General features: G+C 64.3%; 26 protein-coding genes. 9 read left to right on the plus strand and 17 right to left on the minus strand.

Annotated elements, in window-relative coordinates; all coding sequences use genetic code 11:
• Positions 1-3: 3 nt before the first annotated feature.
• From OW521_RS09560 to OW521_RS09590, 7 genes are read right to left on the minus strand one after another with little or no spacing between them, the layout of a single operon-like run.
• A complete protein-coding gene (locus OW521_RS09560) occupies positions 4-1131 on the minus strand; it encodes an EscU/YscU/HrcU family type III secretion system export apparatus switch protein (RefSeq protein WP_268024881.1) in 1128 nt (375 codons plus the stop codon).
• Positions 1131-1889, minus strand: a complete 759-nt coding sequence (locus OW521_RS09565; protein WP_268024883.1) for a flagellar biosynthetic protein FliR — start codon at positions 1887-1889, stop codon at positions 1131-1133. Before OW521_RS09565 ends, OW521_RS09560 begins: the two co-directional genes overlap by 1 nt.
• A gap of 1 nt (position 1890) precedes the next feature.
• Positions 1891-2166 carry a flagellar biosynthesis protein FliQ gene (gene fliQ, locus OW521_RS09570; protein ID WP_268024885.1) on the minus strand — a complete coding sequence of 92 codons (276 nt, stop codon included), beginning with the start codon at positions 2164-2166 and terminating at the stop codon, positions 1891-1893.
• Positions 2166-2984 (minus strand): flagellar type III secretion system pore protein FliP, encoded by an 819-nt coding sequence (fliP, locus tag OW521_RS09575; protein WP_326494023.1) that lies wholly within the window; start codon positions 2982-2984, stop codon positions 2166-2168. The genes fliQ and fliP overlap by 1 nt, the downstream gene beginning before the upstream one ends.
• A 32-nt stretch (positions 2985-3016) precedes the next feature.
• The gene (gene fliO / locus OW521_RS09580) at positions 3017-3589 is read right to left on the minus strand and encodes a flagellar biosynthetic protein FliO (RefSeq protein ID WP_268024887.1); all 573 of its coding nucleotides are present in this window, start codon (positions 3587-3589) and stop codon (positions 3017-3019) included.
• A complete protein-coding gene (gene fliN / locus OW521_RS09585) occupies positions 3590-4336 on the minus strand; it encodes a flagellar motor switch protein FliN (protein ID WP_268024889.1) in 747 nt (248 codons plus the stop codon). It abuts the gene before it with no gap.
• Positions 4333-5229: a flagellar motor switch protein FliM gene (locus OW521_RS09590; RefSeq protein ID WP_268024891.1), complete on the minus strand. Its 897-nt coding sequence runs from the start codon at positions 5227-5229 to the stop codon at positions 4333-4335. The genes fliN and OW521_RS09590 overlap by 4 nt, the downstream gene beginning before the upstream one ends.
• Positions 5230-5535: 306 nt before the next feature.
• On the opposite strand from OW521_RS09590, the gene OW521_RS09595 reads away from it, so the two are divergent.
• Both OW521_RS09595 and OW521_RS09600 read left to right on the plus strand, forming a co-directional pair.
• A complete protein-coding gene (locus OW521_RS09595; protein ID WP_268024892.1) occupies positions 5536-5763 on the plus strand; it encodes a hypothetical protein in 228 nt (75 codons plus the stop codon).
• 36 nt (positions 5764-5799) lie between these two features.
• Positions 5800-6060 carry a hypothetical protein gene (locus OW521_RS09600; RefSeq protein WP_268024894.1) on the plus strand — a complete coding sequence of 87 codons (261 nt, stop codon included), beginning with the start codon at positions 5800-5802 and terminating at the stop codon, positions 6058-6060.
• A 57-nt stretch (positions 6061-6117) separates the two neighbouring features.
• On the opposite strand, the gene OW521_RS09605 is transcribed toward OW521_RS09600, so the two are convergent.
• The 8 genes from OW521_RS09605 to OW521_RS09640 form a co-directional block, all read right to left on the minus strand.
• A complete protein-coding gene (locus tag OW521_RS09605) occupies positions 6118-6831 on the minus strand; it encodes a GAF and ANTAR domain-containing protein (RefSeq protein WP_268024896.1) in 714 nt (237 codons plus the stop codon).
• A 9-nt stretch (positions 6832-6840) separates the two neighbouring features.
• Positions 6841-7593, minus strand: coding sequence for a GAF and ANTAR domain-containing protein (locus tag OW521_RS24165; RefSeq protein WP_326494024.1), 753 nt, complete (start codon positions 7591-7593; stop codon positions 6841-6843).
• 139 nt (positions 7594-7732) lie between these two features.
• Positions 7733-8143 carry a VOC family protein gene (locus OW521_RS09615; protein ID WP_268024900.1) on the minus strand — a complete coding sequence of 137 codons (411 nt, stop codon included), beginning with the start codon at positions 8141-8143 and terminating at the stop codon, positions 7733-7735.
• A gap of 10 nt (positions 8144-8153) precedes the next feature.
• On the minus strand, positions 8154-8612 hold the full coding sequence (locus OW521_RS09620; protein ID WP_268025800.1) for a helix-turn-helix transcriptional regulator: 459 nt from the start codon (positions 8610-8612) through the stop codon (positions 8154-8156).
• 71 nt (positions 8613-8683) lie between these two features.
• Positions 8684-9478: an OmpA/MotB family protein gene (locus OW521_RS09625; protein ID WP_268024902.1), complete on the minus strand. Its 795-nt coding sequence runs from the start codon at positions 9476-9478 to the stop codon at positions 8684-8686.
• Entirely contained in the window at positions 9475-10302 is an 828-nt protein-coding gene (locus OW521_RS09630) for a motility protein A (RefSeq protein WP_268024904.1), read from the minus strand. Before OW521_RS09630 ends, OW521_RS09625 begins: the two co-directional genes overlap by 4 nt.
• A 3-nt stretch (positions 10303-10305) precedes the next feature.
• Entirely contained in the window at positions 10306-10560 is a 255-nt protein-coding gene (locus tag OW521_RS09635) for a flagellar FlbD family protein (protein WP_268024906.1), read from the minus strand.
• Between the two features lie 180 nt (positions 10561-10740).
• Positions 10741-11490, minus strand: coding sequence for an ABC transporter permease (locus tag OW521_RS09640; RefSeq protein ID WP_268024908.1), 750 nt, complete (start codon positions 11488-11490; stop codon positions 10741-10743).
• A 68-nt stretch (positions 11491-11558) separates the two neighbouring features.
• Between OW521_RS09640 and OW521_RS09645 the strand changes: the two genes are divergently transcribed.
• From OW521_RS09645 to OW521_RS09665, 5 genes are all read left to right on the plus strand, one after another.
• On the plus strand, positions 11559-12104 hold the full coding sequence (locus OW521_RS09645; RefSeq protein WP_268024910.1) for a Chromate resistance protein ChrB: 546 nt from the start codon (positions 11559-11561) through the stop codon (positions 12102-12104).
• A complete protein-coding gene (locus OW521_RS09650; protein WP_268024912.1) occupies positions 12101-13282 on the plus strand; it encodes an MFS transporter in 1182 nt (393 codons plus the stop codon). Before OW521_RS09645 ends, OW521_RS09650 begins: the two co-directional genes overlap by 4 nt.
• 151 nt (positions 13283-13433) lie before the next feature.
• Positions 13434-14504: an iron ABC transporter substrate-binding protein gene (locus tag OW521_RS09655; protein ID WP_268024914.1), complete on the plus strand. Its 1071-nt coding sequence runs from the start codon at positions 13434-13436 to the stop codon at positions 14502-14504.
• A 4-nt stretch (positions 14505-14508) separates the two neighbouring features.
• Positions 14509-16110: an ABC transporter permease gene (locus tag OW521_RS09660; protein ID WP_268024916.1), complete on the plus strand. Its 1602-nt coding sequence runs from the start codon at positions 14509-14511 to the stop codon at positions 16108-16110.
• The gene (locus OW521_RS09665) at positions 16107-17261 is read left to right on the plus strand and encodes an ABC transporter ATP-binding protein (protein ID WP_268024918.1); all 1155 of its coding nucleotides are present in this window, start codon (positions 16107-16109) and stop codon (positions 17259-17261) included. Before OW521_RS09660 ends, OW521_RS09665 begins: the two co-directional genes overlap by 4 nt.
• 104 nt (positions 17262-17365) lie before the next feature.
• Here OW521_RS09665 and OW521_RS09670 read toward each other — a convergent pair whose 3' ends face one another.
• On the minus strand, positions 17366-18595 hold the full coding sequence (locus OW521_RS09670) for a S53 family peptidase (RefSeq protein WP_268024920.1): 1230 nt from the start codon (positions 18593-18595) through the stop codon (positions 17366-17368).
• 210 nt (positions 18596-18805) lie between these two features.
• On the opposite strand from OW521_RS09670, the gene OW521_RS09675 reads away from it, so the two are divergent.
• Positions 18806-19378 (plus strand): MOSC domain-containing protein, encoded by a 573-nt coding sequence (locus tag OW521_RS09675; RefSeq protein ID WP_268024923.1) that lies wholly within the window; start codon positions 18806-18808, stop codon positions 19376-19378.
• A gap of 8 nt (positions 19379-19386) precedes the next feature.
• Here the strand turns inward: OW521_RS09675 and OW521_RS09680 are convergent, their stop codons facing one another.
• Positions 19387-20661: an MFS transporter gene (locus tag OW521_RS09680; protein WP_268025802.1), complete on the minus strand. Its 1275-nt coding sequence runs from the start codon at positions 20659-20661 to the stop codon at positions 19387-19389.
• A 177-nt stretch (positions 20662-20838) separates the two neighbouring features.
• Here OW521_RS09680 and OW521_RS09685 point away from each other — a divergent pair, with 177 nt between their 5' ends.
• Positions 20839-22371 (plus strand): HNH endonuclease, encoded by a 1533-nt coding sequence (locus OW521_RS09685; protein ID WP_442781271.1) that lies wholly within the window; start codon positions 20839-20841, stop codon positions 22369-22371.
• The last annotated feature ends 3 nt before the right edge of the window (positions 22372-22374 follow it).

The raw sequence follows: 22374 nt of genomic DNA on the forward strand, positions 1-22374 counted from the left end.
GGCTCATGCGGAGGCCCCTGCCGGGGCGCCTGCAACGGCTCCGGGAACGGCTCCGGAAACGCCCGGCATTCGGTGCATTCCGCGTGCCGCTCCCCTGGCCTTGAGCGACATCACGAACGCCAGGACTCCCGCCACGGCCCGGTACAGCTCCACGGGGATTTCCTCGCCCAGCTCACAGGCCGAGTGCAGCGCCCTCGCCAGCGGGATGTCCTGGACCATCGGCACCGATTTCGCCTCCGCCTCTTCCCTGATGCGGGCAGCGATGACCCCCGCGCCCTTGGCCACAACGCGCGGTGCCGCTTTGCCGGCGTCGTACTTCAGAGCTACGGCGACGTGCGTCGGGTTGACGAGAACGACGTCGGCGTCTGCGATGGCGCCGATCATGCGGTTCCGGCTCATGATCAGTTGGCGCGAGCGGCGCTGCGACTTGATGAGGGGATCGCCGTCGCTGTTTTTGTTTTCGTCCTTGATTTCCTTCTTGGACATGCGCGTCTTCTTGCGGTTGCGGCGCATGACGACGAATATGTCCACAGCAGCCAGGGTCAGGCCCGCCAACACGGCGAACTGGACCAGGGACCCGATGCCGCCTGCCGCCGCGGAAAGGACGCCGGACACCGGCAGGCCCCCGGCGGTAAGCAGCACGGGGATGAGGCCCTGCACCACCGCGTACAAGACAAGCCCGACGACGGCGGTCTTCAGCAGCGCTTTGAGGCCGCCCCACAGTGCCTGGCCGCCGAAGATCCGTTTGACGCCATTAACCAGGTTGAAGTGCTCAAACTCTGCCCGGAACTTCTTGAAGTGGATGCCGCCCTGCAGCGCTGATCCCGCCAAGACCACCACCATGACCACCACGAACAAGGGCCCCAGCACTTGGGCCAACGAACCGAACCCGGCTTCAAGGGCTGCGACGGCCTTGGCGGGCTCGGGGTGGGCAATCGCGCTGCGGACGCTGAACAACTGGTCCGCCGCCGCGTTGGAGGCCCGGTCGATAGTCGATGGAATCATGGCCGCGGCGGAACCGACGGCGAGCCAGGCGGTGAGGTCCTGCGAACGGGAAAGCTGCCCCTTGGAACGGACTTCCCGCATTCGTTTGTCAGTGGCTTGCTCGGTTTTTTCCTGTGAATCCGACATCAGCCCACCCCCATCAGTGTGTTCGCCACTTGCTCGGCGAGCATGGCGACGAGCCGCGGCAATGCGAGGAACAGGAACCCTGCGAGCCCCAGCGTGATCAGGACCTTGAGCGGGAAGCCGAGGGCGAAGGCATTCAGGGCGGGCGCTACCCGGGTGAGGAGCCCCAAGCCGATGTCGGCGAGCACCAGCACCACCAGGAGCGGCCCTGCAATTTGAACTGCGGAAAGGAACATCCCGGTGACGGCCGAAATCATCGCGTGCACCGGCTGTGCCAAATCCAGTCCCCCGGCCAGCGGCAAAGCCGTGAAACTCCCGGTCAGGCCGCCGATCACCAGCTGGTAGCCGTCCGAAGCGAAAAGCAGGGCGAGCGCGGCCATCTGCATCAGCCGGGTGAATTGGGCGCCGTTGATCATCATCTGGGGATCGAAGCCCTGGGCCATCTGGAAGCCGCTGAAGAGGTCTATCAGGCTGCCGGCCGATTGGATGGCTGCGAAGACGAGCAGTACGAGGAAGCCAAGGACCAGGCCTGTCACGAGCTCAAGGACCACGGCAGTGATGAAGCCAGCGGTGTCCTTGGACGTGTAGCCAACGGAGAGACGTTGGGAAACGGCCAGCCCCAAACCGATGCCGAGCATCGCTTTGATGCGCAGCGGAATTGTTTGGTGAGAGAAGGGCGGAGCCACCACCAGGAAGGCCGTCATCCGGACGGAGGCCAACAACAGGACCTCAAGCCAGGACTGGTTGAAGGGCAACTCCACTTCACGCTCCGCCGATCAGCCCGGGTATCCGGGCAAAGAGCTCGTTGGTGAAGGAGACAGCCTCGGTGATCATCCAATGTCCGCACACCACCAGGGCCACGGCCACGGCGACGGCCTTGGGCACGAAGGAGAGGGTGGCTTCCTGAAGCTGGGTGATGGACTGCAGGAGGGAAATGGCGAGGCCCACCACCAGCGCGGTCACCAAGGCGGGCGCGGCCAGCTTGGCCGCAAGAATCAGGGCCTGGAGGCAAATGTCCAGGACTGCGTTGGTATTCATCAGCCGCTCGAATAACTCTGGATCAGGGCGGTGATCACCAATCCCCAGCCGTCCACCAGGATGAACAGCAGGATCTTGAAGGGCAGGGAGATCATCACCGGCGGAAGCATCATCATGCCCATGGACATCAGCGCGGCCGAGACCACCAGGTCGATCACCAGGAACGGAATGAAAATGACGAAACCGATGATGAACGCTGCCCGGAGCTCGGAGATCATGAACGCCGGGATCAGGGTCTGTAGCGGTACCGATTGCGGGTTGGCAGGGTTATCCAGCTTGGCCGCCCGGGTCATGAGGGCAATATCTTCTTGCCGGGTGTGGGCCACCATGAAGTGCTGGAGTGGTGCGGATCCGGCCGAAACGGCTCCGTTGAAGTCCAGCGTCCCGTTCAGGTAAGGCTGGATGCCAACGTTGTTGATCTCCGAAATCACGGGCCACATGACAAAAAGGGACAGGAAGAGCGCCAAACCGGCCAGGACCTGATTGGGCGGGATGGATGGCAGGGACAAGGCATTGCGGGTCATGGCGAGCACCACGAAGATCTTAGTGAACGAGGTCATCATCAGCAGCAGGGCCGGAGCGACAGAGAGCAGCGTGACCCCGATCAGCGTCACAACGGCGGTGGAAGGTTTGCCATCCAGTCCGTTGATGTCGATGCTGACGTTGCCGCCGGACGGCTGAGCCGGGGCCGTGGGCACCGCGGGTGCGGCGGGTGGCGTCGGGGCGATGGGTGCTGAGTGTCCGGCGGACATGCCCAACCACAGGAACAGGGCCGTCAGCAGCAGCACGCAGAGAACTGCGAGCAACATTCTGGCCATGCGGCGGCCATCGACAGTCCCAAAATTCAGGATCAATTGCGGCGTCCCCTGATGGCCTCGGCGGCCTGCCGCCAGGTTGAACCGGCAAGAATGGAGCCGTGCAGGGGTGGTGGTTCCTTGTTCAGCTCATTGCGGCGATGGATCTCGCTGCGGCGTGTGAGTCCATTGGCTTGGGGTTCAATGGCTTGGGGCCTGTTGTCCGCAAGCTGCGCGCCGGCGGCGTCGCGGAAGATGTCTGCGAAGCTATCGGGTGCCGGAGAGCGCTCCGGTGTTCGTTCCTGGCGCTCGACAGGGAACGGGGCCGGCCCAGGAAACCGGGCCTCCGCCGTCGTGATTTCCGGAAGCTCGACCGGGATGTCGCAGGTGTGCAGGACATTGATGGCGTGCTCGGTGACGCCCAAAAGGAATCGTTTGTCCCCGGCGTCGACCACCACCACGGAGGCCTTTTGACCGACGGTCTGCCGGCTGACCACCGTCAGGGTGGTGTTGGCCCGGCGTCTGCCTTTCCCTTTGCCCTTGAGAAGGCGGCGCTGCAGGAACCATATGAGGCCCAGCACCGCACCCAGGGCAACGAGCACACGCAGCCCGAGGATGAGCGAATCCATCTAGTAGATTCCCTCGGCGACGTCGAGGATGCGCGTGATGCGCACAGCGTAGTCCTGGTCCACAACAACAACTTCTCCGTGGGCGATCAATCGGCCGTTGAGGAGAACATCCGCGGGTGCGCCGGCCGAGCGGTCCAGTTCGATCACTTTGCCCGGTTCCAAGGCGAGGGCGTCGCGCACGGACATGCGGGTGCGGCCGATCTCGACGGTGAGGGCCATTTCGACGTTGCTGATCAGGCCGAGACGGGAAGAAACAGTGCTGGTCTGGCCGGCACGTGCGGCCGGAATGTCCTGCACGGTGCCGTGTGCTCGGACCCGGACGGCGAACCAGCCAAACGTCTGTCCGCCGTCGGCGGCCAAGGACTGCCGCAGTTCAAAAACGGCAGTTTGGGAGTCTGAGAGCAGCCCCGCGGCATCTTCCTCGCGCAGCTCCCCCAGCACTCCGGCGTCGAACGCCCCGGCTGCTTGTTCCATGGCAGGGCGCAGGACGTCGACGGCGGAGACCGCTCCGCCGGGCAACGCACCTTGCAGGGCACCGCCGGCCGCGGCGAGGAAGGACCGGTCCACGAGGATGAGCGCGAAGTCCGCAGTCACGGCGCCCACGAAGGTGGCCGTGATGGCGAGTGGTGCATACGGCGCGGCGGCCTGCGACGGGACAATGCCGGAGACGTGCAGCGCGGCGGGAGTCGGCAGCTGGGCGGCCAGCCGCTCCGCTGCCGACTCGTGCAGGGTCAGAGTGATGCTCATCGCTGGTTCTCCTCGATTGTGACGATGACGGCGGCTGCACGTGAGCCGTTGCGGGCGGGGGCGGCAGTGGCCAGCCGGGTGCCGTTGATGGCGACGTCGAACGGCCGGTTCTCCAAGTGCGGCAGCGGAATGACGTCCCCGACGGCGAGGCCCAGGATCTGCGCCGGCGTCACCGGAGTGGGGCTCAACTGGACAGCAATGTCTACCGGCACCTGGGTTACCTGGGCGCGGACCAAAGCCTCGGCGTCACGGCTGTGGACAGTGGGATTCACGTCGCCGAGTCCGGAGAGGAGGACGTCGGCGGGAATCGCGAGACTTGCAACGGCCAGGCTTTCGCCCACCTTGACAGTGAATGAGGCCACGATCATCAGCTCCGACGGAGCCGCTGCCTGGGCGAACTGGGAGTTGTACTGGATGACATCCATGCGCACCGGAGTAGTCAGGAGGGCCCCGAGCGAATAGCTCAGGTCCTCCAGGCCGTCTTCCACCATGCGGCTGATGAGCGCCTGCTCGATCTGGGTGAACTTTCGATCCGGAACGGCCGTATCAGTGCCTCCGCCCAGCATGCGGGTCACCCAGGAAAGGGCCGCCGTGGCAGGAAACTGCATGACGAGCCGCGATTCGCTGCCCTCAATGCGGCACAGCACCATCGAGGTAACGGAAGGCAAGGAAGCCGCGTACTCGTCATAGCTCTGCATGATGAGCTGCTCCAGGGTCACGGTGGATTTCACGCGGACCTTGGCCGTGAGCTGGGTTCCCCATTGGCGCGCAAAAGTCTCGAAAGCAACTTCCAGGACGCGGCTGTGCTGGCGCGGCAAGGTGGTGGGCCTGCGGAAATCGTAGACGTCCACGGTGCGCTGCCGTCCCGCCGATTGATCTTCCTGTTCACTCACGGTTGCCACTATCGGCAAGGAAAGGGCGGGCGTAAGGGACCGACTATTGGAGCCTTTCCGCGTGATTGGATGTCGGATAAGCTTGGTGTGTTGCCCCAGACCCTGGCAGCGCCATTTTTCGGCGCGCGCTCCAGGAGGACATTGCAAATCGTGCCAGGCGACCCCAGCACCCGTACCGCCTCCAGGGCGGGGCATCACCCGTCCGTGCCGGCCGCAGTTGCCCCTGCGCCGAGCCAGTACCCCCGCCCCTCTCCCGCCAGGCACCCCTCCGCCGCACCGGACTCCGAAATTTGGCGAGATTATCCGTTGGCAGAGATCGAGGAGCTCATCGCGGAACTGAAAAGGAAGGTGGCGCGCTTTGCGTTGTTCCGTGCGATCGAATTCGCGCATGAGGCCTCCGAACCCGGAAACGTGGCTGCCTTTGAATCGATGAATGACGCCCTTGAAGATATCTCGGCGGCGGCGCTGGGCATCGAATTAGCATCCCCACCAAGAATTTCTCCGGATTCGTCCGGTCGCAAGGCCGGATCTTAACGTACCGGGAACCAACCAAGAGTCAGGAATTGCAGGATGATCAGCACCATTGAGGCCGGCCGGACGTTTTTTGTCGAGGCCAATAACCCGCTCGAGATCGAACGGGATCTGAACGCCGCAGTGGACGCAGCGCTCCTGCACGCCATGCAAGATGGCAAGCATGGGATTTTGGTGACCCGGCACGGGCACTCGAGCTTCACTGTCTCCGTCAGCAGCAAAGTCCCTTACGGAGAGACGATGGAAGAGAACGGGCCGGCCTGGAGTCCGGGGAAAGCCGAAACCTCCGGGGCCGCCTAAACGTTCGGACCCGCCAGAACTTCCGGACCCGCCAGAACATTGGACGGCCTTTGCCGCCTATAGAGTCAGGGTCCGTTCGATGACGCGCGCCGCCGTGTCATGCAGACTCTGGTTGTTCGCGCGTGCAAAAGTGCGTAGCCGGCGGAACGCCTCTTCCATGTCCACTCCGGCAGTGTAGGCAATGACCCCCTTGGCCTGTTCGATAAGGACTCGGCTATTCAGGGCGCGCTGCAGCTGTTCGTTGATCACCGCCGATTCGCGGATGGTGCGTTCCTGCAGGATGCTGATGGTCGCAACGTCTGCCAGCGCTTGGCCGATGGCAACGTCCTCCGGGGTGAGGGCGCCCGAATGTTCGCCGAAAAGGCCCATGGCTCCGATGGTTCTGCCTTGAACGCGCATCGGTACCGCGTGGACAGAACGGAATCCCTGTGACAGGGCGGCTGCCTGGAATTCTGGCCATTGGCCACTCAAGGCGCGTATGTCCTCCACGACCACAAGTGTTCCTGTCCGGTAGCACTCGACACAAGGACCGGAGCCCGCTTGCAGCTGAAGTATTTCAACCAGCTGGCTTCGTTCGCTGGTGGAAGCAAGAACCTGCAGCTCGCCGTGGGGATCGGCAAGCAACAACCCGGCGGCGGCGGCATCGAGCAGATCCACGGATGCTTCGACAAGGGCATGGAGCAAGGCCAGCACGTCGTAGTCAGCAACCAACGTGTTCGTGATCCTTACGAAGGCCGCGCTGACGCGCTCGGCACGGCTTATCGTCACCATATCGCCATGTTACTGCAGACCAGGACTGCCGTGCGCGTCATTTCCCAGAGCAAAACTCAGGCGTCCCTGCAGCACCGCATCGGCTGTTTCGCGCAATGACAGCGCGTGCGCGAACGCGTGGGCGCGCATCAACAAAAGTGCGTCCGCGGCGGAACTTCCCGATTGTGCCAGGACCATTCCCGTGGCCTGATGGATTTCCCGCCGGGACATCAACGCGGTTTCCACGGCGGGGTCCGTGTCGGGCGAGTTCACCAACAGGACCCGTCGCAACAAATGCCACGCCGTCTGGCCGGCGAGTACCGATGCTGTCGCGTAATCGGCGTAGCTCAGGCTCCCCGGTTTCGTATGATGGAGCTCCACAACTCCCAGATCCATAGCGCCGACGGTCAGCGGGAACACAAACAGCGCCGCAACTTCGGTCTCCAAGATTGCTTTGCTAAAAACCGGCCACGAGTACGGATGTGAGTATCGGACATCGGGGACCAGAACGGGGAGCTTTGTGTGCAAGGCTTCCCACCTGGGACCTTCCCCCAAATCAAACTGCAGCTCATCAAGCCTGGCCGCCAGCCTATTGCTCGCGCACACAAGGGTTTCGGACGCGGCCCCGCCGAACATGGACACGGCAGCACCGCTCACCGGTAGCTGACTCAGAAACGGTGTGCATAGGTCGGCGTCATCGGAAGCTCCCGCTCCAACGCCGGAGTCAACCATGGAACATGCCTTGGCGGAACTCCGAGAGCTCTGGGGCGGCGTGTGCAGCATCCATGGTGAGCCTCAGATCCCCGAATCATCCTGTGCGGCAGAATCCGGTTGCACGTGGAACCGGAACAGCTGCTCTTCACCGCTAAGAATAGACCCATCATGCCCGGGCATGCAGGTCAGGGATTGGTCGACCGGCTGCCTAGGCCGCAGGTGCCTGCGAAATCCTTACCATGTTGCCCGAAGGATCCCGGAAGGCGCAGTCGCGGGGACCCCATGGCTGGTCGATTGGCTCCTGCATGACCTCCGCGCCGGACGCCCTGACCTTCTCGAAGAGCGTATCGACGTCGTCTGATCGGAAGACAATGGGACCCAGGACCCCCTTGGTGAGCAGCTCCTGGAGGGAATCGCCGTCGGCCTTCGAGCGGCCAGCGTGCGGTTCGGAAAGCACGATTTCAACGCCGGGCTGGGCCGTGCTGCCGAGCGTGATCCAGCGGAATCCGCCCTGTGCGACGTCGTTGAGCACCTCGAGGCCGAGGGCATCCCGGTAGAAGGTGAGTGCTTCGTCGGGATCGTTGACAGTGATGTGTGAGTACTGCAGTGAAATAGTCATGGCAACGACGCTAGTCCGCGACGACGGCGAGCGCTTCTTGAATCCTGCTCTCTTCTTTCCGGCCAGGTTGCTCGTTCCGGCGGGGCCTCGTGCGAATCTTCGCCACGCACGCCGGCATTGCGGCCACTGCGAGGTGCTCGCCGGTGCGGTAGGTGCTGGGAGGCACCCCCACGAGTTCGGTGAACCGCGAACTGAAAGAGCCAAGTGACGTACAACCGACCTCCATGCAGGCGTCCGTGACGCTCATTCCGCCGCGCAGGAGCGCCATCGCCCGCTCGATCCGGCGGGTCATGAGGTAGTTGTAAGGGGTCTCGCCGTACGCGGCCCGGAACTGCCGCGAGAAGTGCGCGGCTGACATGTAGGCATGGCTGGCCATGGTCGGCACGTCGAGGGGCTTTGCGTACTCGCGGTCGATCAGGTCACGGGCCCGGCGCAAGTATGTGAGCCTGGCAAGATCCTCCGGGGTCATGCCACGAGCGTACCTCGGCACGCTGGTCATTTCCACGGAGCCCGACGTCGTCCGGCACCTGCCGTGCGGGCTTACCGGCCCGCTCTCGCCTTGAGCGCCTCGGGAATCAGGGCGCGGACCACTTCGGGTTTGTCCGAGAGGACGACGACGTCGACGCGGCGGTTGAGCTCCATCAGCGCCTCGGTGGAGTCGTCGTTGACCTGCCGGGCCGAGCCGAACGCGACCGCCCCAATGCGGCCCGCCGGGATCCCCCCGTGGTCCACGAGGTACCTGAGGACATTGACGGAACGCGCGGAGGAAAGCTCCCACGTCGAGGGGTATGAGGTGATTCCGTTGGCGGCGTGGCCTTCCACCATGACTTCGAGGCCAGCGCTGACCATGGCGGGTGCAATGGTGCCGAGGACCTGGCTGGCGCGGGCAGTGAGCTCCGGCCGGTCGGGTTCGAAGAAGGTCTGTGATCCTACTAGTTTCACGGTGAGTCCACGTTCGCCGATCTGGAACTGCACATTTGCACCCAGCCCGGCGGCGTCGAGCTTTGATTTCATGTCGTCACGCAAAGCGGTGAGCCGGTCCACTTCCTTGAGAGCCAGGTCCAGGGAAGAGAATCCTTGAGCGTCAGCGTGGGTGAACTCAGGCGGAACCACTGTGCCGGTGGCCGTGTCCACCTTCTGGCTGGCCACCGTCCCGAAACCTGTGGCCAGCGAATTGCGGAGCTTATCGAATTTCGTCTGGTCCACGGTGGACATGGCGAACAGGACGATGAACATGCACATGAGCACCGTGACCATGTCCATGTAGGAAGCCATCCAGCGTTCGTCGACGTGCTCCTCCGCCGGAGGTGAGCCACGGCGGCGCCGGGACCTCATGCGGCCTTGGACGAAGCGAATTTGCCTGCGCGGCCTTCGTCGTCGTTGCTCTTCTTTGCGGATTTCGCCTTGCCGAGCCTGTCTGCGGGGACCATGGCCCGGAGCCGCTCGGCGAGCAGAAGCGGTTGGGTCCCGTTCTGCACTGCCAGCATGCCCTCCATCAGGAGCGTCATGCGTTCGATTTCCAACTCGGACAGGCGCTTGAGCCGCGAGCTGAACGGCAGCCAGATGAAGTTCGCGGACAACAAACCCCACAAGGTAGCCACGAATGCCGAGGCGATCATGGGTCCCAGGTGGTCAGGCGAGGAAAGGTTCTCCAAGACGTGGGTCAGGGATACCACCGTGCCAATGATGCCGATGGTGGGTGCGTATCCACCCAGGCTGGCGAAGAATTTGGCAGCGACGTGGTCGCTGCGCATCTTGGTGTCGATCTCGTCTTCCATGAGGATGCGCAACTCTTCGGCATCGGTGCCGTCGGCGATGTTCTGGAGGGCCCTGGCCAGGAACGGATCCTTCTCCCGAGCGGCTGCCTCTTCAAGGGAGAGCAGCCCTTCGCTGCGGGCCTTCTCGGCAAAGCCGATCAGCTGGTCGATGCTGTCCTGCGGCTTGTCGGTCTTGCCCTTGAAAGCCTTGGGCAAGTCCTTGAACGCCCGGATGGTGTCGCGGAACGTGTTCCCGGCCAGGCCAACGGCCAAGGTAGCACCGAAAACCAGGACCATGGGCGCGGGAAGCAGGAGCGCCATGAGGTTGGCGTCTTCGAGGGTCACCATGGCGACCACGGAGCCGAAGGCCAGGAACAGGCCGATGATGGTTGAGGGATCCATGGCCTACCTTCCGTCCGGTTCCGGTGTCCGCACGAGACTCAAGGGATAGCCCGTCGCTGTGGGGAGATCTTGTGCCCGCCGAAGGATGTAGGAGCGGTAATTCGCAATCAGCTCCACCACCTCGGCGAGGCTCTCCTGCACTACGTAAGCAGCGCCGTCGAGGGTCACCAGGTGGGTGTCCGGGCTTTCGTGGATCCGTTCAATGATGTCGGGATTCACGGCAAAGCGGGTGCCGTTCAGGCGGGTGACAACGATCATGGGCCGTTTCTGCTTAGGTAGGAAGGCGCTGTATGGAAGGCGGTTCACTTCCTACTGTCGGCCGGAGGCCCACCCGCGTTAGCTTGCCGCCGAACTGCGTCGCTCCAGTCCACAACCGGCGTCCCCGGATAATCGCGGTAGGGAGGGCCTACAACCGCTTGAGCGTCCACGAGCCCAGTTTCAGCGAAGCGTAGCCGGACGCACGCGTACCGGCGCGAGAATTCCGATGACCATGAGCGCCGTCATGGAACCGGCCGCCATGATTGCCGCGAGCACCACGATCTGGAAGCGTCCGGCTTCAAGCGGAGAGACCCCGCCGAAGATCGCCCCGACGAACGCGCCGGGCAGCGTGACGAGTCCGGTCGTCTTCGTTTGATCGGTGGAAGGAATCAAGGCCGAGTAGACCGTGCGCCGGGCAAGATCCAGGGTTGCCTGCCTCGGAGTGGCGCCTAGCGCGAGCCAGCCTTCCACTTCCTCCCAATGTTCATAGACTGATTCCTTGAAGCGCCGGCCAGCCAGGACAGCGATAGTCATTCCATTGCCAATGGCAATCCCGCCGATCGCGAGCGCGTAGCGGGGGGTGAACGCGATGGCACCCGTGGCGAAAATGACGGCGAGGGTTATTGCAATGCCTCCGGCCATCGAGCCACTGACCATGCCCCAATGAGGCAGGCTCCAGCCAATGCGGCGCGTGGCACTCGCCGCGGCCACCGCGAACATCACAAGTAGCGCGACGGCGACCCACAGTGGGCTGGTGATCACGCCACCCAGAACGAAACTGATCGCGGCGAGTTGGACAGCTCCGCGGAGGGTGGCGAGTGCGGGCGCGAAGGGATGCGGGGCCCGGAACGCCAAGAGCAGTGCCAATGTGACTGCCATCAGGACGCCGACGCCGAGGAATGTCGGCATGAATTCGGAGAGTCCGGGCATGGTGCCAGCTTATCGACCGCCGCAAGACCGTTAACCTCTGCCCAGAGGTTGTAACAACCGTTACAATCATGAGTGTGCAGAACTTGAGCGAAGTTTCCTGGCTGATCATGATCGTGCAGGTGCCCGCGGCGCCATCCCGGCACCGAGTTGCTGTCTGGCGGGAGTTGAGGCGGTTTGGTGGCGTCCCGGTCGGGCAGGGAACCTGGGCCGCTCCCGACGTTCCGGCTTGCCGGGCCGGCGCCGAGAGAGCACGGGAATTGGCCCAGGCCGGCGGGGGTGATCTGATTCTTCTAACAACCGGATCCGGGGACGACGCCGCCAAACTGCGTGACCTCTTCATGGCAGCGCGCGAGGACGAATGGAAGGAATTTCTGGCGGACTGCGCGAAGTTCACTGACGAGGTCGCCCGGGAAATCGCCAAGCAGAAATTCACTCTCGCCGAACTCGAAGAGGAAGAACAAAGCCTGGAACGGCTCCGCCGGTGGTCCCGGTCAATTCGATCCCGGGATGTTTTCGGCGGCGCCAGCGCAGCACGCGCCGAAGAGGAGATGGCCACCTGCATCGAAGCCCTGGATGATTTTGCCGGCCATGTCTACCGGCAGGTCCACTCATGAGCGCGGTTCAGTTAAGAACCCGGACTTCCTCCGCACCGCTGTACGCCGCCGGGTTCGTGACCGCGTTCGGCGCCCACAGCATCGCCGCGAGCTTGGGCGCCCAGAGCGAAAACATCGGTCTGAGCCTGATGAGCCTGGGCCTCCTGCTGGCCGCCTACGACGTCTCTGAGGTGTTCCTCAAACCCGTGTTCGGCGCGCTCAGCGACAGGATCGGCACCAAGCCCGTCATCATCGGAGGTCTCCTGGCCTTCGCGGTGCTCTCGATTCCAGGGCTGTGGGGAAGCGAACCGCTCATGCTTGGCCTGGCCCGGCTTGGCCAGGGAGCCGCAGCATCGGCATTCTCCCCGGCGGCGTCCGCCATGGTGGCCCGCATGGCTGGAGGAAAGAACGCGGGCACCTACTTCGGCCGGTACGGATCCTGGAAGAGCCTGGGCTACGTCATGGGTCCGTTGCTAGGGGCCGGCCTGATCCTTGCCGGAGGATTCCCCCTGCTCTTTGCCGTGCTATCCGCGCTGGCGGTTGCGGCGGCCATCTGGGTCTTCGTGCGCGTCCCACAACTGGAGCCTCTCCCGCGCCAGCGCTACACGGTCCTTGATCTTGCGCGACAAGTCACGGAACGGCGCTTCGTTGTCCCAACTCTCGTACTAGCAGCGTCGACGGCGGCAATGGGGTCAGCGATCGGCTTCCTTCCAGCCCTGGCCTCGCAGCATGGCCTCGGCCCCGTAGCGGGCACTGCAACCGTGAGCGTCCTGGCGATCACCTCATTGCTTGTACAGCCCCAGATCGGCAAGATGCGCGACCAACGACGCATCAGTGACACCCATGGCATGACCGCGGGACTCCTACTCATCGCGAGCGGCATAACGCTCCTCGCCCTGGCACCGGGGCCGGTCACCTTGTTCATTTCGGCCGCGGCCATCGGCGCGGGCGTAGGTGCCGCAACACCGTTGGGCTTCGCGCATCTGGCCGAGACGACACCACCGGAGCGGATGGGCAGGACCATGGGCTCCGCAGAACTCGGCAGAGAGCTCGGCGACGCCGGAGGCCCGCTTCTCGTCGGAGGCATCTCAACCATCGCTTCCCTGCCCTTTGGCCTTGGAGCACTTGGGCTTCTGATAGCCGCCGCAAGCGTGCCGCGCCTCACCTCAACGCGGGACGCGGAAACCAACAAACATTAGGTCACGCAAACCTTGCGTAATACATGTGATTCCCGTCACGATCGGGCAATCTGGATGGAAATTTAGGTATGGCTAACCTAAAGTTTCAACCTGTGAGCCCGCACTTTCTTCCCCCGGGCTCCCCAGGATTTGCTCGCAGAAAGAAGCCTTCATGAAGATTCGCGCAAATGCGCTGGCCGGCATCGCACTCGCCGCCACCGCAGCCCTCAGCCTGGCCGCCTGCGGCAACGGCACCGCATCCTCCGCAGCCACCGGCTCTGCCTCCGCCGACGCTGGTACTGCCACAAAAGTGGCTGGCGAAATCACGGTCTACAACGCCCAGCACGACACTCTGACCAAGGAATGGGTGGACGCGTTCACCAAAGAGACCGGCGTCAAGGTCACCATTCGCCAGGGTTCCGACACCGAGCTTTCCAACCAGATCGTCCAGGAAGGCGCGGCATCACCGGCCGACGTTTTCCTCACGGAGAACTCCCCCGCCATGGCCCAGGTTGAGAACGCCGGCCTCTTCGCCGACATCGACAAGGCCACTGTGGACCAGGTTCCGGCTGAGTACCGCCCTTCAACCAACAAGTGGACCGGCATCGCGGCCCGCTCCACCGTTCTGGTCTACGACAAGAACAAGATCAGCGACGACAAGCTGCCCAAGTCCATGTTGGATCTGGCCAAGCCGGAGTGGAAGGGCCGGTGGGCGGCTTCCCCGTCCGGCGCTGACTTCCAGGCCATTGTTGCCGCCCTGCTCGAACAAAAGGGCGAGGCAGCCACCACCGAGTGGCTCAAGGGCATGAAGGACAACTTCAAGGCGTACAAGGGCAACAGCACCGCCATGAAGGCAGTCAACGCCGGCGAAGTCGACGCCGCGCTGATCTACCACTACTACTACTACGGCGACCAGGCCAAGACCGGCGAGAACTCCAAGAACGTCACCCCGTACTTCTTCAAGAACCAGGACCCGGGCGCTTTCCTGTCCGTGTCCGGCGGCGGCGTGCTGAAGTCCTCCAAGAACGCTGCGGCTGCCCAAGCCTTCATTAAGTTCATCACCGGGAAGCAGGGCCAGGAAGTCCTCAAGAACGGCACCTCCTTCGAGTACGCGATCGCTTCCAAGGTGGACTCCAACGCTAAACTCGTTTCCATCAAGGATCTTCAGGCTCCCACCGTGGACCCGGCCAAGTTGAACTCCGCAAAGGTCACCGACCTGATGACCAAGGCAGGACTGCTGTAATTCTGTGACCACTGACCTATCGGCTCCCGCACTTCCAACGAATTCGGAGAGCACGACGACGGCGGGCAGGGGCAAGCGCCCCCGCCCGCCTCTCGGCGTTTCCGCAATATCCCTGCTGGCGGTGCTGATCGCGCTGTTTTCGCTCATCCCGCTCGGGTACGTCGCTTACATGACGGCCGCGACTGGCTGGAACACCGCCGTCGGACTCATCTTCCGGCCGCGCGTCGGCGAGCTGCTCCTGAACACCGTGATGCTGGTGGTCTTCACAGTGCCCATTTGCCTGGTGTTGGGAGTGGGCGGCGCGTGGCTCGTAGAACGGACCAAACTGCGGGGGCATCGCTGGTGGGCCGTGGCCCTGGCAGCCCCGTTGGCCATCCCGGCCTTCGTCAACAGCTATTCGTGGGTATCCGCGGTCCCGTCGCTCGAGGGCATCTGGTCCGGGGTGCTCATTGCCACGCTGTCATACTTCCCCCTTGTCTACATTCCTGCGGCGGCAACGCTGGGGCGCCTTGATCCGGCCATTGAGCAGTCCGCGGAATCCCTTGGCTTGGGACCGTGGGCCGTCTTTTTCCGGGTTGTCCTGCCGCAACTGCGGATCGCGATGACAGGCGGCGCTCTCTTGGTGTCCCTGCACCTGCTGGCCGAATACGGTGCGTTCGCGATGATCCGTTTCGACACGTTCACCACGGCGATCATGACCCAGTTCCAATCCACGTTCAACGGCACCGCCGGCAACATGTTGGCAAGCGTCCTGGTTTTCTTCTGCCTCATCCTGCTCCTGGCCGAAGTCAGGAGCCGTGGCACCGCGCGTTACGCCCGAGTCGGTTCCGGCGCCCAAGCCAAGCCGATCCGGTTGCCGCTGCGCCGCTACCAGCTTCTCTCCCAGCTCGCCCTGCTGGCCCTCACGGTGCTGGCCTTCGGATTGCCGATCTGGTTCGTCCTGCGCTGGGTGGTTGCGGGAGGCGTCCGCGTTTGGTCCGCCAACGAGTTCCTTCCGGCGCTGCTCCAAACCCTCGCGTATGGCACCGTGGGCGCGGCGGTGACAGTCGTCGTCGGCTTCCCCATGGCGTATCTGGCAGTGCGACACCCCAGCTGGTTCAGCAAGATGCTGGAGCTCTCCAACTACGTCACCAGCTCCCTGCCCGGCATCGTGGTGGGCCTCGCGTTCGTGACCGTGAGCATCCGGATGTTCCCGGGGATCTACCAGACCTCCGGTGTGCTTATTGCCGCCTATGTGCTGCTGTTCCTGCCCCGCGCCCTGGTCAACATCCGCTCCGGACTGGCCCAAGCTCCCAAGGAACTCGACGAAGCCGCGCAGTCGCTTGGCAAGGCCCCTCTCGTGTCCTTCTTGAAAGTCACCCTGCGCCTCACGGCTCCGGCCGCCGCAGGCGGGGCCGCGCTGGTGTTCCTTGCCATCGTCAATGAGCTGACGGCCACGCTGCTGCTATCCCCCAACGGCACGCACACCTTGGCCACAGAATTCTGGAGCAAGAGCAGCGAGATCGACTACTCGGGCGCGGCCCCCTACGCCCTGCTCATGATCCTGTTGTCTGCACCCATGACATACCTGCTTTTCCAACAGTCCAAGAAAGTAGCCGGACAGTGACCGAACAATCCCCCTCCAGGCTTCCGTCACCCCGCGTCGCGGCTTCGGTGGCCCCAACCACCAACACACACCTGGACATCGCCGAGGTCACGAAGAACTTCGGTTCCCAGGCTGTGCTGAAGGGCGTCAACCTGTCCGTGGCGAAGGGCGGAACCACTGCCATCGTGGGGCCGTCCGGATCCGGAAAGACCACCCTGCTGCGCTTGATCGCCGGTTTTGAACACCCGGCCACCGGCTCCATCAGCCTCAATGGCACCAAGGTCGCCGGGAACGGCGTATGGCTGCCGGCACACAAGCGCCACATTGGCTATGTTGCCCAGGATGGTGCACTCTTCCCGCACCTTACGGTGGGACAGAACATTGCGTTCGGGCTCGACAAATCAGCGCTCGACGGCGGCCGGCGCGGTGTGAAGGCGCGGGTCCAGGAGCTGCTGGAGATGGTTTCCCTCGATGCGGACATGGCCAAGAGGCGGCCCCACCAGCTCTCGGGAGGCCAGCAGCAACGGGTGGCACTTGCCCGCGCCTTGGCCCGCGAACCGGAGCTCATGCTGCTCGATGAGCCATTCTCCGCCCTCGACGCCGGCCTCCGCGTTGCCACCAGGCGCGCCGTGGCCAAGGTTCTGAACGAAGCAGGGGTCACCACCATCCTGGTGACGCACGATCAAGCCGAGGCCCTTTCCTTCGCGGACCAGGTTGCCATCATGCGCGGCGGGAAGCTGGCGCAGATTGGCAATCCCTTCGTGGTGTACACCCGTCCCGCCGATCGCGCCACGGCCGAGTTCCTGGGCGACGCCGTCATCCTGAACGCGTGGATGGAAGGCTCCCTGGCCACGTGTTCGCTGGGCGGAATCCCCGTGCGACGTCCCCCGGCACAGGGTCTGGTGCAATTGATGCTTCGCCCGGAACAGATCCGGATTGCCCCCGATGGCCCCATCCGCGGCGTCGTGGTGGATACCGACTACTTCGGACCCGAGACCACCGTCCGGATCAAGCTCGCGCCGCGCGCGGGGGCTGCCGGAGCCCCCCTGGCTTATCCTGGCGGCGGCGAGGTCATCACCATCCGCCACTGGAACGCTTCCATCACCAAGCCCGGCACGGAACTGTGCCTCCGCGTGGTGGGCGAAGGTGTTGCCTTCCCGGCGGAGGAATAGGTCTGCGGCCTAGCACCCGACCTCCGCGACCGGCGGTTGATATGACCAAGGGTGGCCGGCCGTCATGGACGGCCGGCCACCCTTTTGGCAATTACCGCGGACATTTAGAGTCCGGCAACCCCGTTCGGAGTGCCGACGCCCGTGGGCCCATCCCATCCTGTGCCGGCGAGGCACCATTGGCTCGTGGGGCAGCTGCCCGTGGAGCCCGATGCGACGTCGTTGAATTTGCCGGCGTTTGCGTAAGGGAGGGAGTTGGCCGGCGCTGTGGCGTTGCCAGAGTTCCCGGAAAGCGCGTACATCGCGGCGATCAGGGGTGAGGACAGGCTCGTTCCCCCGTACTGTGCCCACGATGAAGTGGTGCCGTTGCTCGGCGCGTATACCGACAATCCGGTCTGTGGATCTGCGACGGCGGCCAGGTCCGCTGAGGCGCGCTTGCTGCACCCCGTTCCAAAGGCGGCAGCGGCTGGCAACGCGGCATTGACACTCGAGCACCCGGATCCCGAGCCGGACCAGGCCGACTCGCCCCACCCACGGTTGCTGGTGTCCTTGACCAACGACGTGCCACCCACCGCAGTGACATAACTCGAGGATGCTGGGTAGGACGAGCCGCTGTACCCGTTGTCACCGGTGGATGCCGTCACCGCGATTCCCGGGTGGTTGTAGTACGCGCCATAGGTGGAATCCGCGGAATCCCCGCCGCCGTAGCTGTTGGAAATCGCGGCGACTCCTGGCTGTTTGGCTGCCGTTGCCACGGCTGTACCAAGATTGGCGATGCTGGCTGTCGTCGCCTGCACCACGAGGATCTTGCAGTCTGGGCAAGCTGCCGAGACGGCGTCGACGTCGAGGGCGGTTTCGTCGGCCCAGCCGGAATTGAACTTGGGAAGCTTGCTCCCGCCGTTTTGATTCATGATGGTGAGGCAGCCGTTGTTGACCGTGCATGCCGGGAGGCCGAACTGTGAACGGTAAACGCCGAGATCGCGTTCAAGGTTCGGATAGCCGTAGGCGTCCACGATTGCCACGGTCCGGCCGCCTGATTTAAGGCCCGTGATGTTATAGGCGCTCTGGATATCCGCCGGGGTCTTACCGGTGGAAAGCGGCGTGCTCGAAGCGGGCGTGACTCGTCCGCCCTGCGGCAGCGCTTTGGCCGATCCTGTTGAATCATCGACGTACTTGAGGGCAAAACACGACGCATTACCGGCAGGGACATCGGGGCATGCCCTCTCAGCATGCCAGTTGGCGGACGGAGATGGTTGGGCAACTGCCGCCGGTGCCGCAGTTGAGAGGGCGCTCAGCAAAAGCAATAAAGCCCCGGAAACGCTAAGAATTTTCTTCACGAAACCTCCCTGAGGATCAATAGGATCCGCACTGACAAGACAGTCAACGCAGCGCGACAAGCTTTGCACCAAACACCTCGCTTGTCACCCACGTCACATCAGTACCTGCTATTCATGGGACTCCGCTGATCGGTGCTCGGGGCGAGGGGCGACGGTCGCAGAGCGCGAGTGCACCGGTGTCAGTGACCGCGACGGGCATAGCCTTATGGCATGACGCCAAGCTACAGGTACGACGTGGAGATCCTGCACCTGCTCGTGTCACCGGGGCACGCGTACTTCGGCCGCGCACGTGATGGTGCCGCCGACGTACCCACCATCGATGCAGAGCAAGTCGACGTCGTAAATGGCAAGGGCATCGTCGGTGACCGGTTTTTCGGCAAGGCAGCACACATGGATGCCGCAGTCACCTTGATCGCCATCGAGGCCCTCGAAGCCATGGCAGCGGAGCTCGGCGTCGCACCTTTCGACCCGCTCCTGCCGCGCCGCAATGTGGTCCTCAGGGGAGCCCACTTGGCTCCCCTGTTGGGCGAGGAGTTCGAATTGGAATCCCGTGGCGGCCTTGTGCGACTGCGGGCGGGGCGGCCTGCCCACCCTTGCGCCTGGATGGACCGGGTCCTGGCTCCGGGAGCGCATGCCGCCATGCGTGGACGCGGTGGCGTGCGTTGCCAACCGCTTTCGGATGGCACATTGCATCGTGGCCCAGCCGTGTTAATTAGCCCGATACCGCTTGAGCCCGGAAAGGCCGGCCAGGCCACGCTTCTCCGAGCTTCACGACTTCCGTAGGACAATTCCTACGACTGCTGGGGTTCCGCGTCAGATGTGGCGGTGGTGGCGTTGGCCTGATCGGCCATGGATCCGCGCCGACGGCTCGCCACCAGGAACGGCACGGCGATCAACTCGATCGCACCGCTCATCGCCAACGAGGTGGAGTAACCGTACACATCGGCTGCCCTGCCGAGCAGCGGTTGCACCACAACCCCACCGCTTGATCCCATGAGTGAGTCGAAGCTAAGCACTGTTGCCCGCTGCTTCGAGGGGATCATGTCGTTCAAGTAAGCCTGGCGCACCGGGGTGCCCGCCGATTCGACCATGGCCCAGAGCGTCAAGAGGACCAGCGCCACCCAGAACACCTGGGTGATCCCGAGCACCACCAGAATCAAGGCGCCCACCACGCCACTCAAGATCAACACCGTGGTGCGCTTACGCACGAGGCGCCGGAGGCGGGGTGCAATCCACCCGCCGAGCACCTGGGCTCCGGCCACAATCGCCGCTGCCAGACCCGCCACGGAGTACGCGTGTGGGTCTCCGAAGAGCCGAAGCAGGAACGGCTGTAGGGCATAGAACACATAGATCCCGACGCCGGCGCTGAACGGCGCTGCCAGCATCACGTAGCGTACCGGCGGATTTTTCAAACCGTTCTCGATCGAGGCGTCCAGGACGGCACGGGTCGCCTGGAGGGGATGAGTGGAGCGCTCCGGGGTGAACCCGACGTCGCGCATGAGTAAGAAAGCCACGACGAACATGGCCACTAGCACGCCCACACGCACCAGGAACGGCACTCCAAGGTTGGTGGCTTGCGCGATCACGCCTCCAGCCACGGAGCCCACCAGCATGGCGACGCCAGCCACCATCTGTCCGCGGCCGAGCACCGTCTCCAGTCCGCCTTCATACCCGGTGAAGCGCAACGCGTCGACGAGCCAAGCCTCCACCGCACCCGAGAAGAAGGTGAAGCCCAGTCCGAGCAATACCGACACCGCCGCCCACCACCAGAACGGGGCGGAAAGTTGCCAGAGCAGATAGTAGAGGTAAGTTGACCCGGCCAGTGTCACCGTGCCAAGCAGGAACGAGACGCGGCGCCCCCAGCCGTCGGCCACCACCCCCGTGGGCACCTCGAACACCACCATTCCGGCGGTGAAGAAGGCGTTCGCCGCAAAGGCCTCGAGGTTGTTGAGCCCAGCGTCCAAAAGGAAGAGGGTGTTGATCCCCCAGATGAACGAGGCCGCAAGGGTATTGCCCAGGGTCAAGGTGAGATAGACACTTTGAATCTTTCGGGCGGCGGCGTTCATCGGGGCGCCGTCCCCTCCGGCTTGAGGGGGAAGCACGAGCCCATTCTCGTCCCCTTCGGCGGCGCACGCCAGAGCCCGGCAATGCCTGCCAGCTAGGAAAACCTGATGATCTTTCGATCTTTTCGACCGGGGTGGTTGCGCGCCTATAAAGTCGTACCCCTCTGGAATGCTTTGGTCATGGCCGGCATTCGGGAAAAACAGCTGATCGGAGTAGGCGCGCCTTCGGGCAGCCAAGTCCCGGATGCTGCCAACCAGAGCGCCCCGGTGCCGTGCCTTCGTGTGGAGGACCTGATCGGTGCCGTGAACTCCCTTCGCCCGGACGCCGGCGGCACCGAACGTACTGACGGCGCCGACCTTACCGACAGCGCCGAGTTGATCGAGCAGTTGCGCGGTCTTGAGGATCTCAAGTCGGCGATCGCCGGGGCACAGGCCCGGATCGCCGTCGCGTTCGACGCCGCCCAGCGCAGCGCCGAGAAAGCTCTGGGCATCCCCGCCGCAGACCAGGGACGCGGGGTCGGAGCTCAAATTGCTTTGGCCCGGCGGGAATCCCCCGCCCGCGGATCCCGCCTCCTGGGCTTGGCGAAGGCCCTCGTGACCGAAATGCCCCGCACCCTCGCCGCCCTGGACACCGGACAGCTGAACGAATGGCGCGCCACCCTGCTCGTGAAGGAAACAGCCTGCCTGGCCGCCGAAGACCGCTGCGCCGCGGACGAAGAACTCGCCGCCGACACCGGAACCTTCGACGGCGCCGGAGACCGTGCCGTCACCGCCGCGGCCCGGACCGCTGCCTACCGGCGGGACCCCCGCTCCGTCACGAAGCGCGCCAGCCACGCCGCCACCGAACGGCACGTCAGCCTGCGCCCGGCACCGGACACCATGACCTACCTGACCGCCCTGCTCCCCGTCGCCCAAGGCGTGGCCGTGCACGCGGCCCTGTCCCGCCACGCCGACACCCTCCGCAACGCCGGGGACGCCCGGACCCGGGACCAGATCATGGCCGACGCCCTGGCCGAACGCACCACCGGCACCCCCGGCGGCATCACCGGGGTAGAGATCCAGCTCGTCATGACCGACCGCACCCTCCTCCAGGGCGACAGCGAACCGGCCCGACTCCCCGGCTACGGCATCATCCCCGCCGCCTGGGCCCGGACACTGCTCAACGGGAACCAAAATCAGGGCGAAGACAACCGGTCGCCACACGGTCAGACCGGTCAGGACCGGAAGCTGAAGGTCTGGCTCCGGCGCCTCTACACCACCCCCGGAACCGGGGAACTCGTCGCCGCCGATTCCCGGGCGCGGTTCTTCCCGGCCGGGCTGCGGCGCTTCATCCAGGCCCGCGACGACACCTGCCGCACCCCCTACTGCGACGCACCCATCCGGCATTTCGACCACATCATCCCCTGGCACCACGGCGGACCCACCAGCCTGGACAACGGGGCAGGCCTATGCGAAGCCTGCAACCACACCAAAGAACTCCCCGGCTGGACAGCACGACCCGCAGCAACAGCAGGCCCCGGGAGCAGGCACGTCATCGACATCCGCACCCCCACCGGACACCACTACCGATCAACAGCCCCGCCCCCGCCCGGCACCGATCAGTCTGCTCCCGGCCAGGCGGCCAGCAATCCACCCGGCGCGGACCCGCCCGCTACGACGGCACACCGTTTCGGGGACCTGCACTACTGGCGCAGGCAACGGCAGCCAGCCTAGGCA

This window comes from Arthrobacter sp. MMS18-M83, from assembly GCF_026683955.1.
GTDB lineage: Bacteria > Actinomycetota > Actinomycetes > Actinomycetales > Micrococcaceae > Arthrobacter.

Bases quoted from the DNA above. Each gene is read 5' to 3' on its own strand.
- OW521_RS09675 (WP_268024923.1), top strand. From the start codon at position 18,806: ATGACGCCAAGCTACAGGTACGACGTGGAGATCCTGCACCTGCTCGTG.
- fliP (WP_326494023.1), bottom strand. From the start codon at position 2,984: ATGGCCAGAATGTTGCTCGCAGTTCTCTGCGTGCTGCTGCTGACGGCC.
- fliO (WP_268024887.1), bottom strand. From the start codon at position 3,589: ATGGATTCGCTCATCCTCGGGCTGCGTGTGCTCGTTGCCCTGGGTGCG.
- OW521_RS09605 (WP_268024896.1), bottom strand. From the start codon at position 6,831: ATGGTGACGATAAGCCGTGCCGAGCGCGTCAGCGCGGCCTTCGTAAGG.
- fliN (WP_268024889.1), bottom strand. From the start codon at position 4,336: ATGAGCATCACTCTGACCCTGCACGAGTCGGCAGCGGAGCGGCTGGCC.
- OW521_RS09630 (WP_268024904.1), bottom strand. From the start codon at position 10,302: ATGGATCCCTCAACCATCATCGGCCTGTTCCTGGCCTTCGGCTCCGTG.
- OW521_RS09655 (WP_268024914.1), top strand. From the start codon at position 13,434: ATGAAGATTCGCGCAAATGCGCTGGCCGGCATCGCACTCGCCGCCACC.
- OW521_RS09615 (WP_268024900.1), bottom strand. From the start codon at position 8,143: ATGACTATTTCACTGCAGTACTCACACATCACTGTCAACGATCCCGAC.
- OW521_RS09635 (WP_268024906.1), bottom strand. From the start codon at position 10,560: ATGATCGTTGTCACCCGCCTGAACGGCACCCGCTTTGCCGTGAATCCC.
- OW521_RS24165 (WP_326494024.1), bottom strand. From the start codon at position 7,593: ATGCTGCACACGCCGCCCCAGAGCTCTCGGAGTTCCGCCAAGGCATGT.
- OW521_RS09685 (WP_442781271.1), top strand. From the start codon at position 20,839: ATGGCCGGCATTCGGGAAAAACAGCTGATCGGAGTAGGCGCGCCTTCG.
- OW521_RS09640 (WP_268024908.1), bottom strand. From the start codon at position 11,490: ATGCCCGGACTCTCCGAATTCATGCCGACATTCCTCGGCGTCGGCGTC.
- OW521_RS09620 (WP_268025800.1), bottom strand. From the start codon at position 8,612: ATGACCCCGGAGGATCTTGCCAGGCTCACATACTTGCGCCGGGCCCGT.
- OW521_RS09625 (WP_268024902.1), bottom strand. From the start codon at position 9,478: ATGAGGTCCCGGCGCCGCCGTGGCTCACCTCCGGCGGAGGAGCACGTC.
- OW521_RS09650 (WP_268024912.1), top strand. From the start codon at position 12,101: ATGAGCGCGGTTCAGTTAAGAACCCGGACTTCCTCCGCACCGCTGTAC.
- OW521_RS09560 (WP_268024881.1), bottom strand. From the start codon at position 1,131: ATGTCGGATTCACAGGAAAAAACCGAGCAAGCCACTGACAAACGAATG.
- OW521_RS09680 (WP_268025802.1), bottom strand. From the start codon at position 20,661: ATGAACGCCGCCGCCCGAAAGATTCAAAGTGTCTATCTCACCTTGACC.
- OW521_RS09600 (WP_268024894.1), top strand. From the start codon at position 5,800: ATGATCAGCACCATTGAGGCCGGCCGGACGTTTTTTGTCGAGGCCAAT.
- OW521_RS09645 (WP_268024910.1), top strand. From the start codon at position 11,559: ATGAGTGTGCAGAACTTGAGCGAAGTTTCCTGGCTGATCATGATCGTG.
- fliQ (WP_268024885.1), bottom strand. From the start codon at position 2,166: ATGAATACCAACGCAGTCCTGGACATTTGCCTCCAGGCCCTGATTCTT.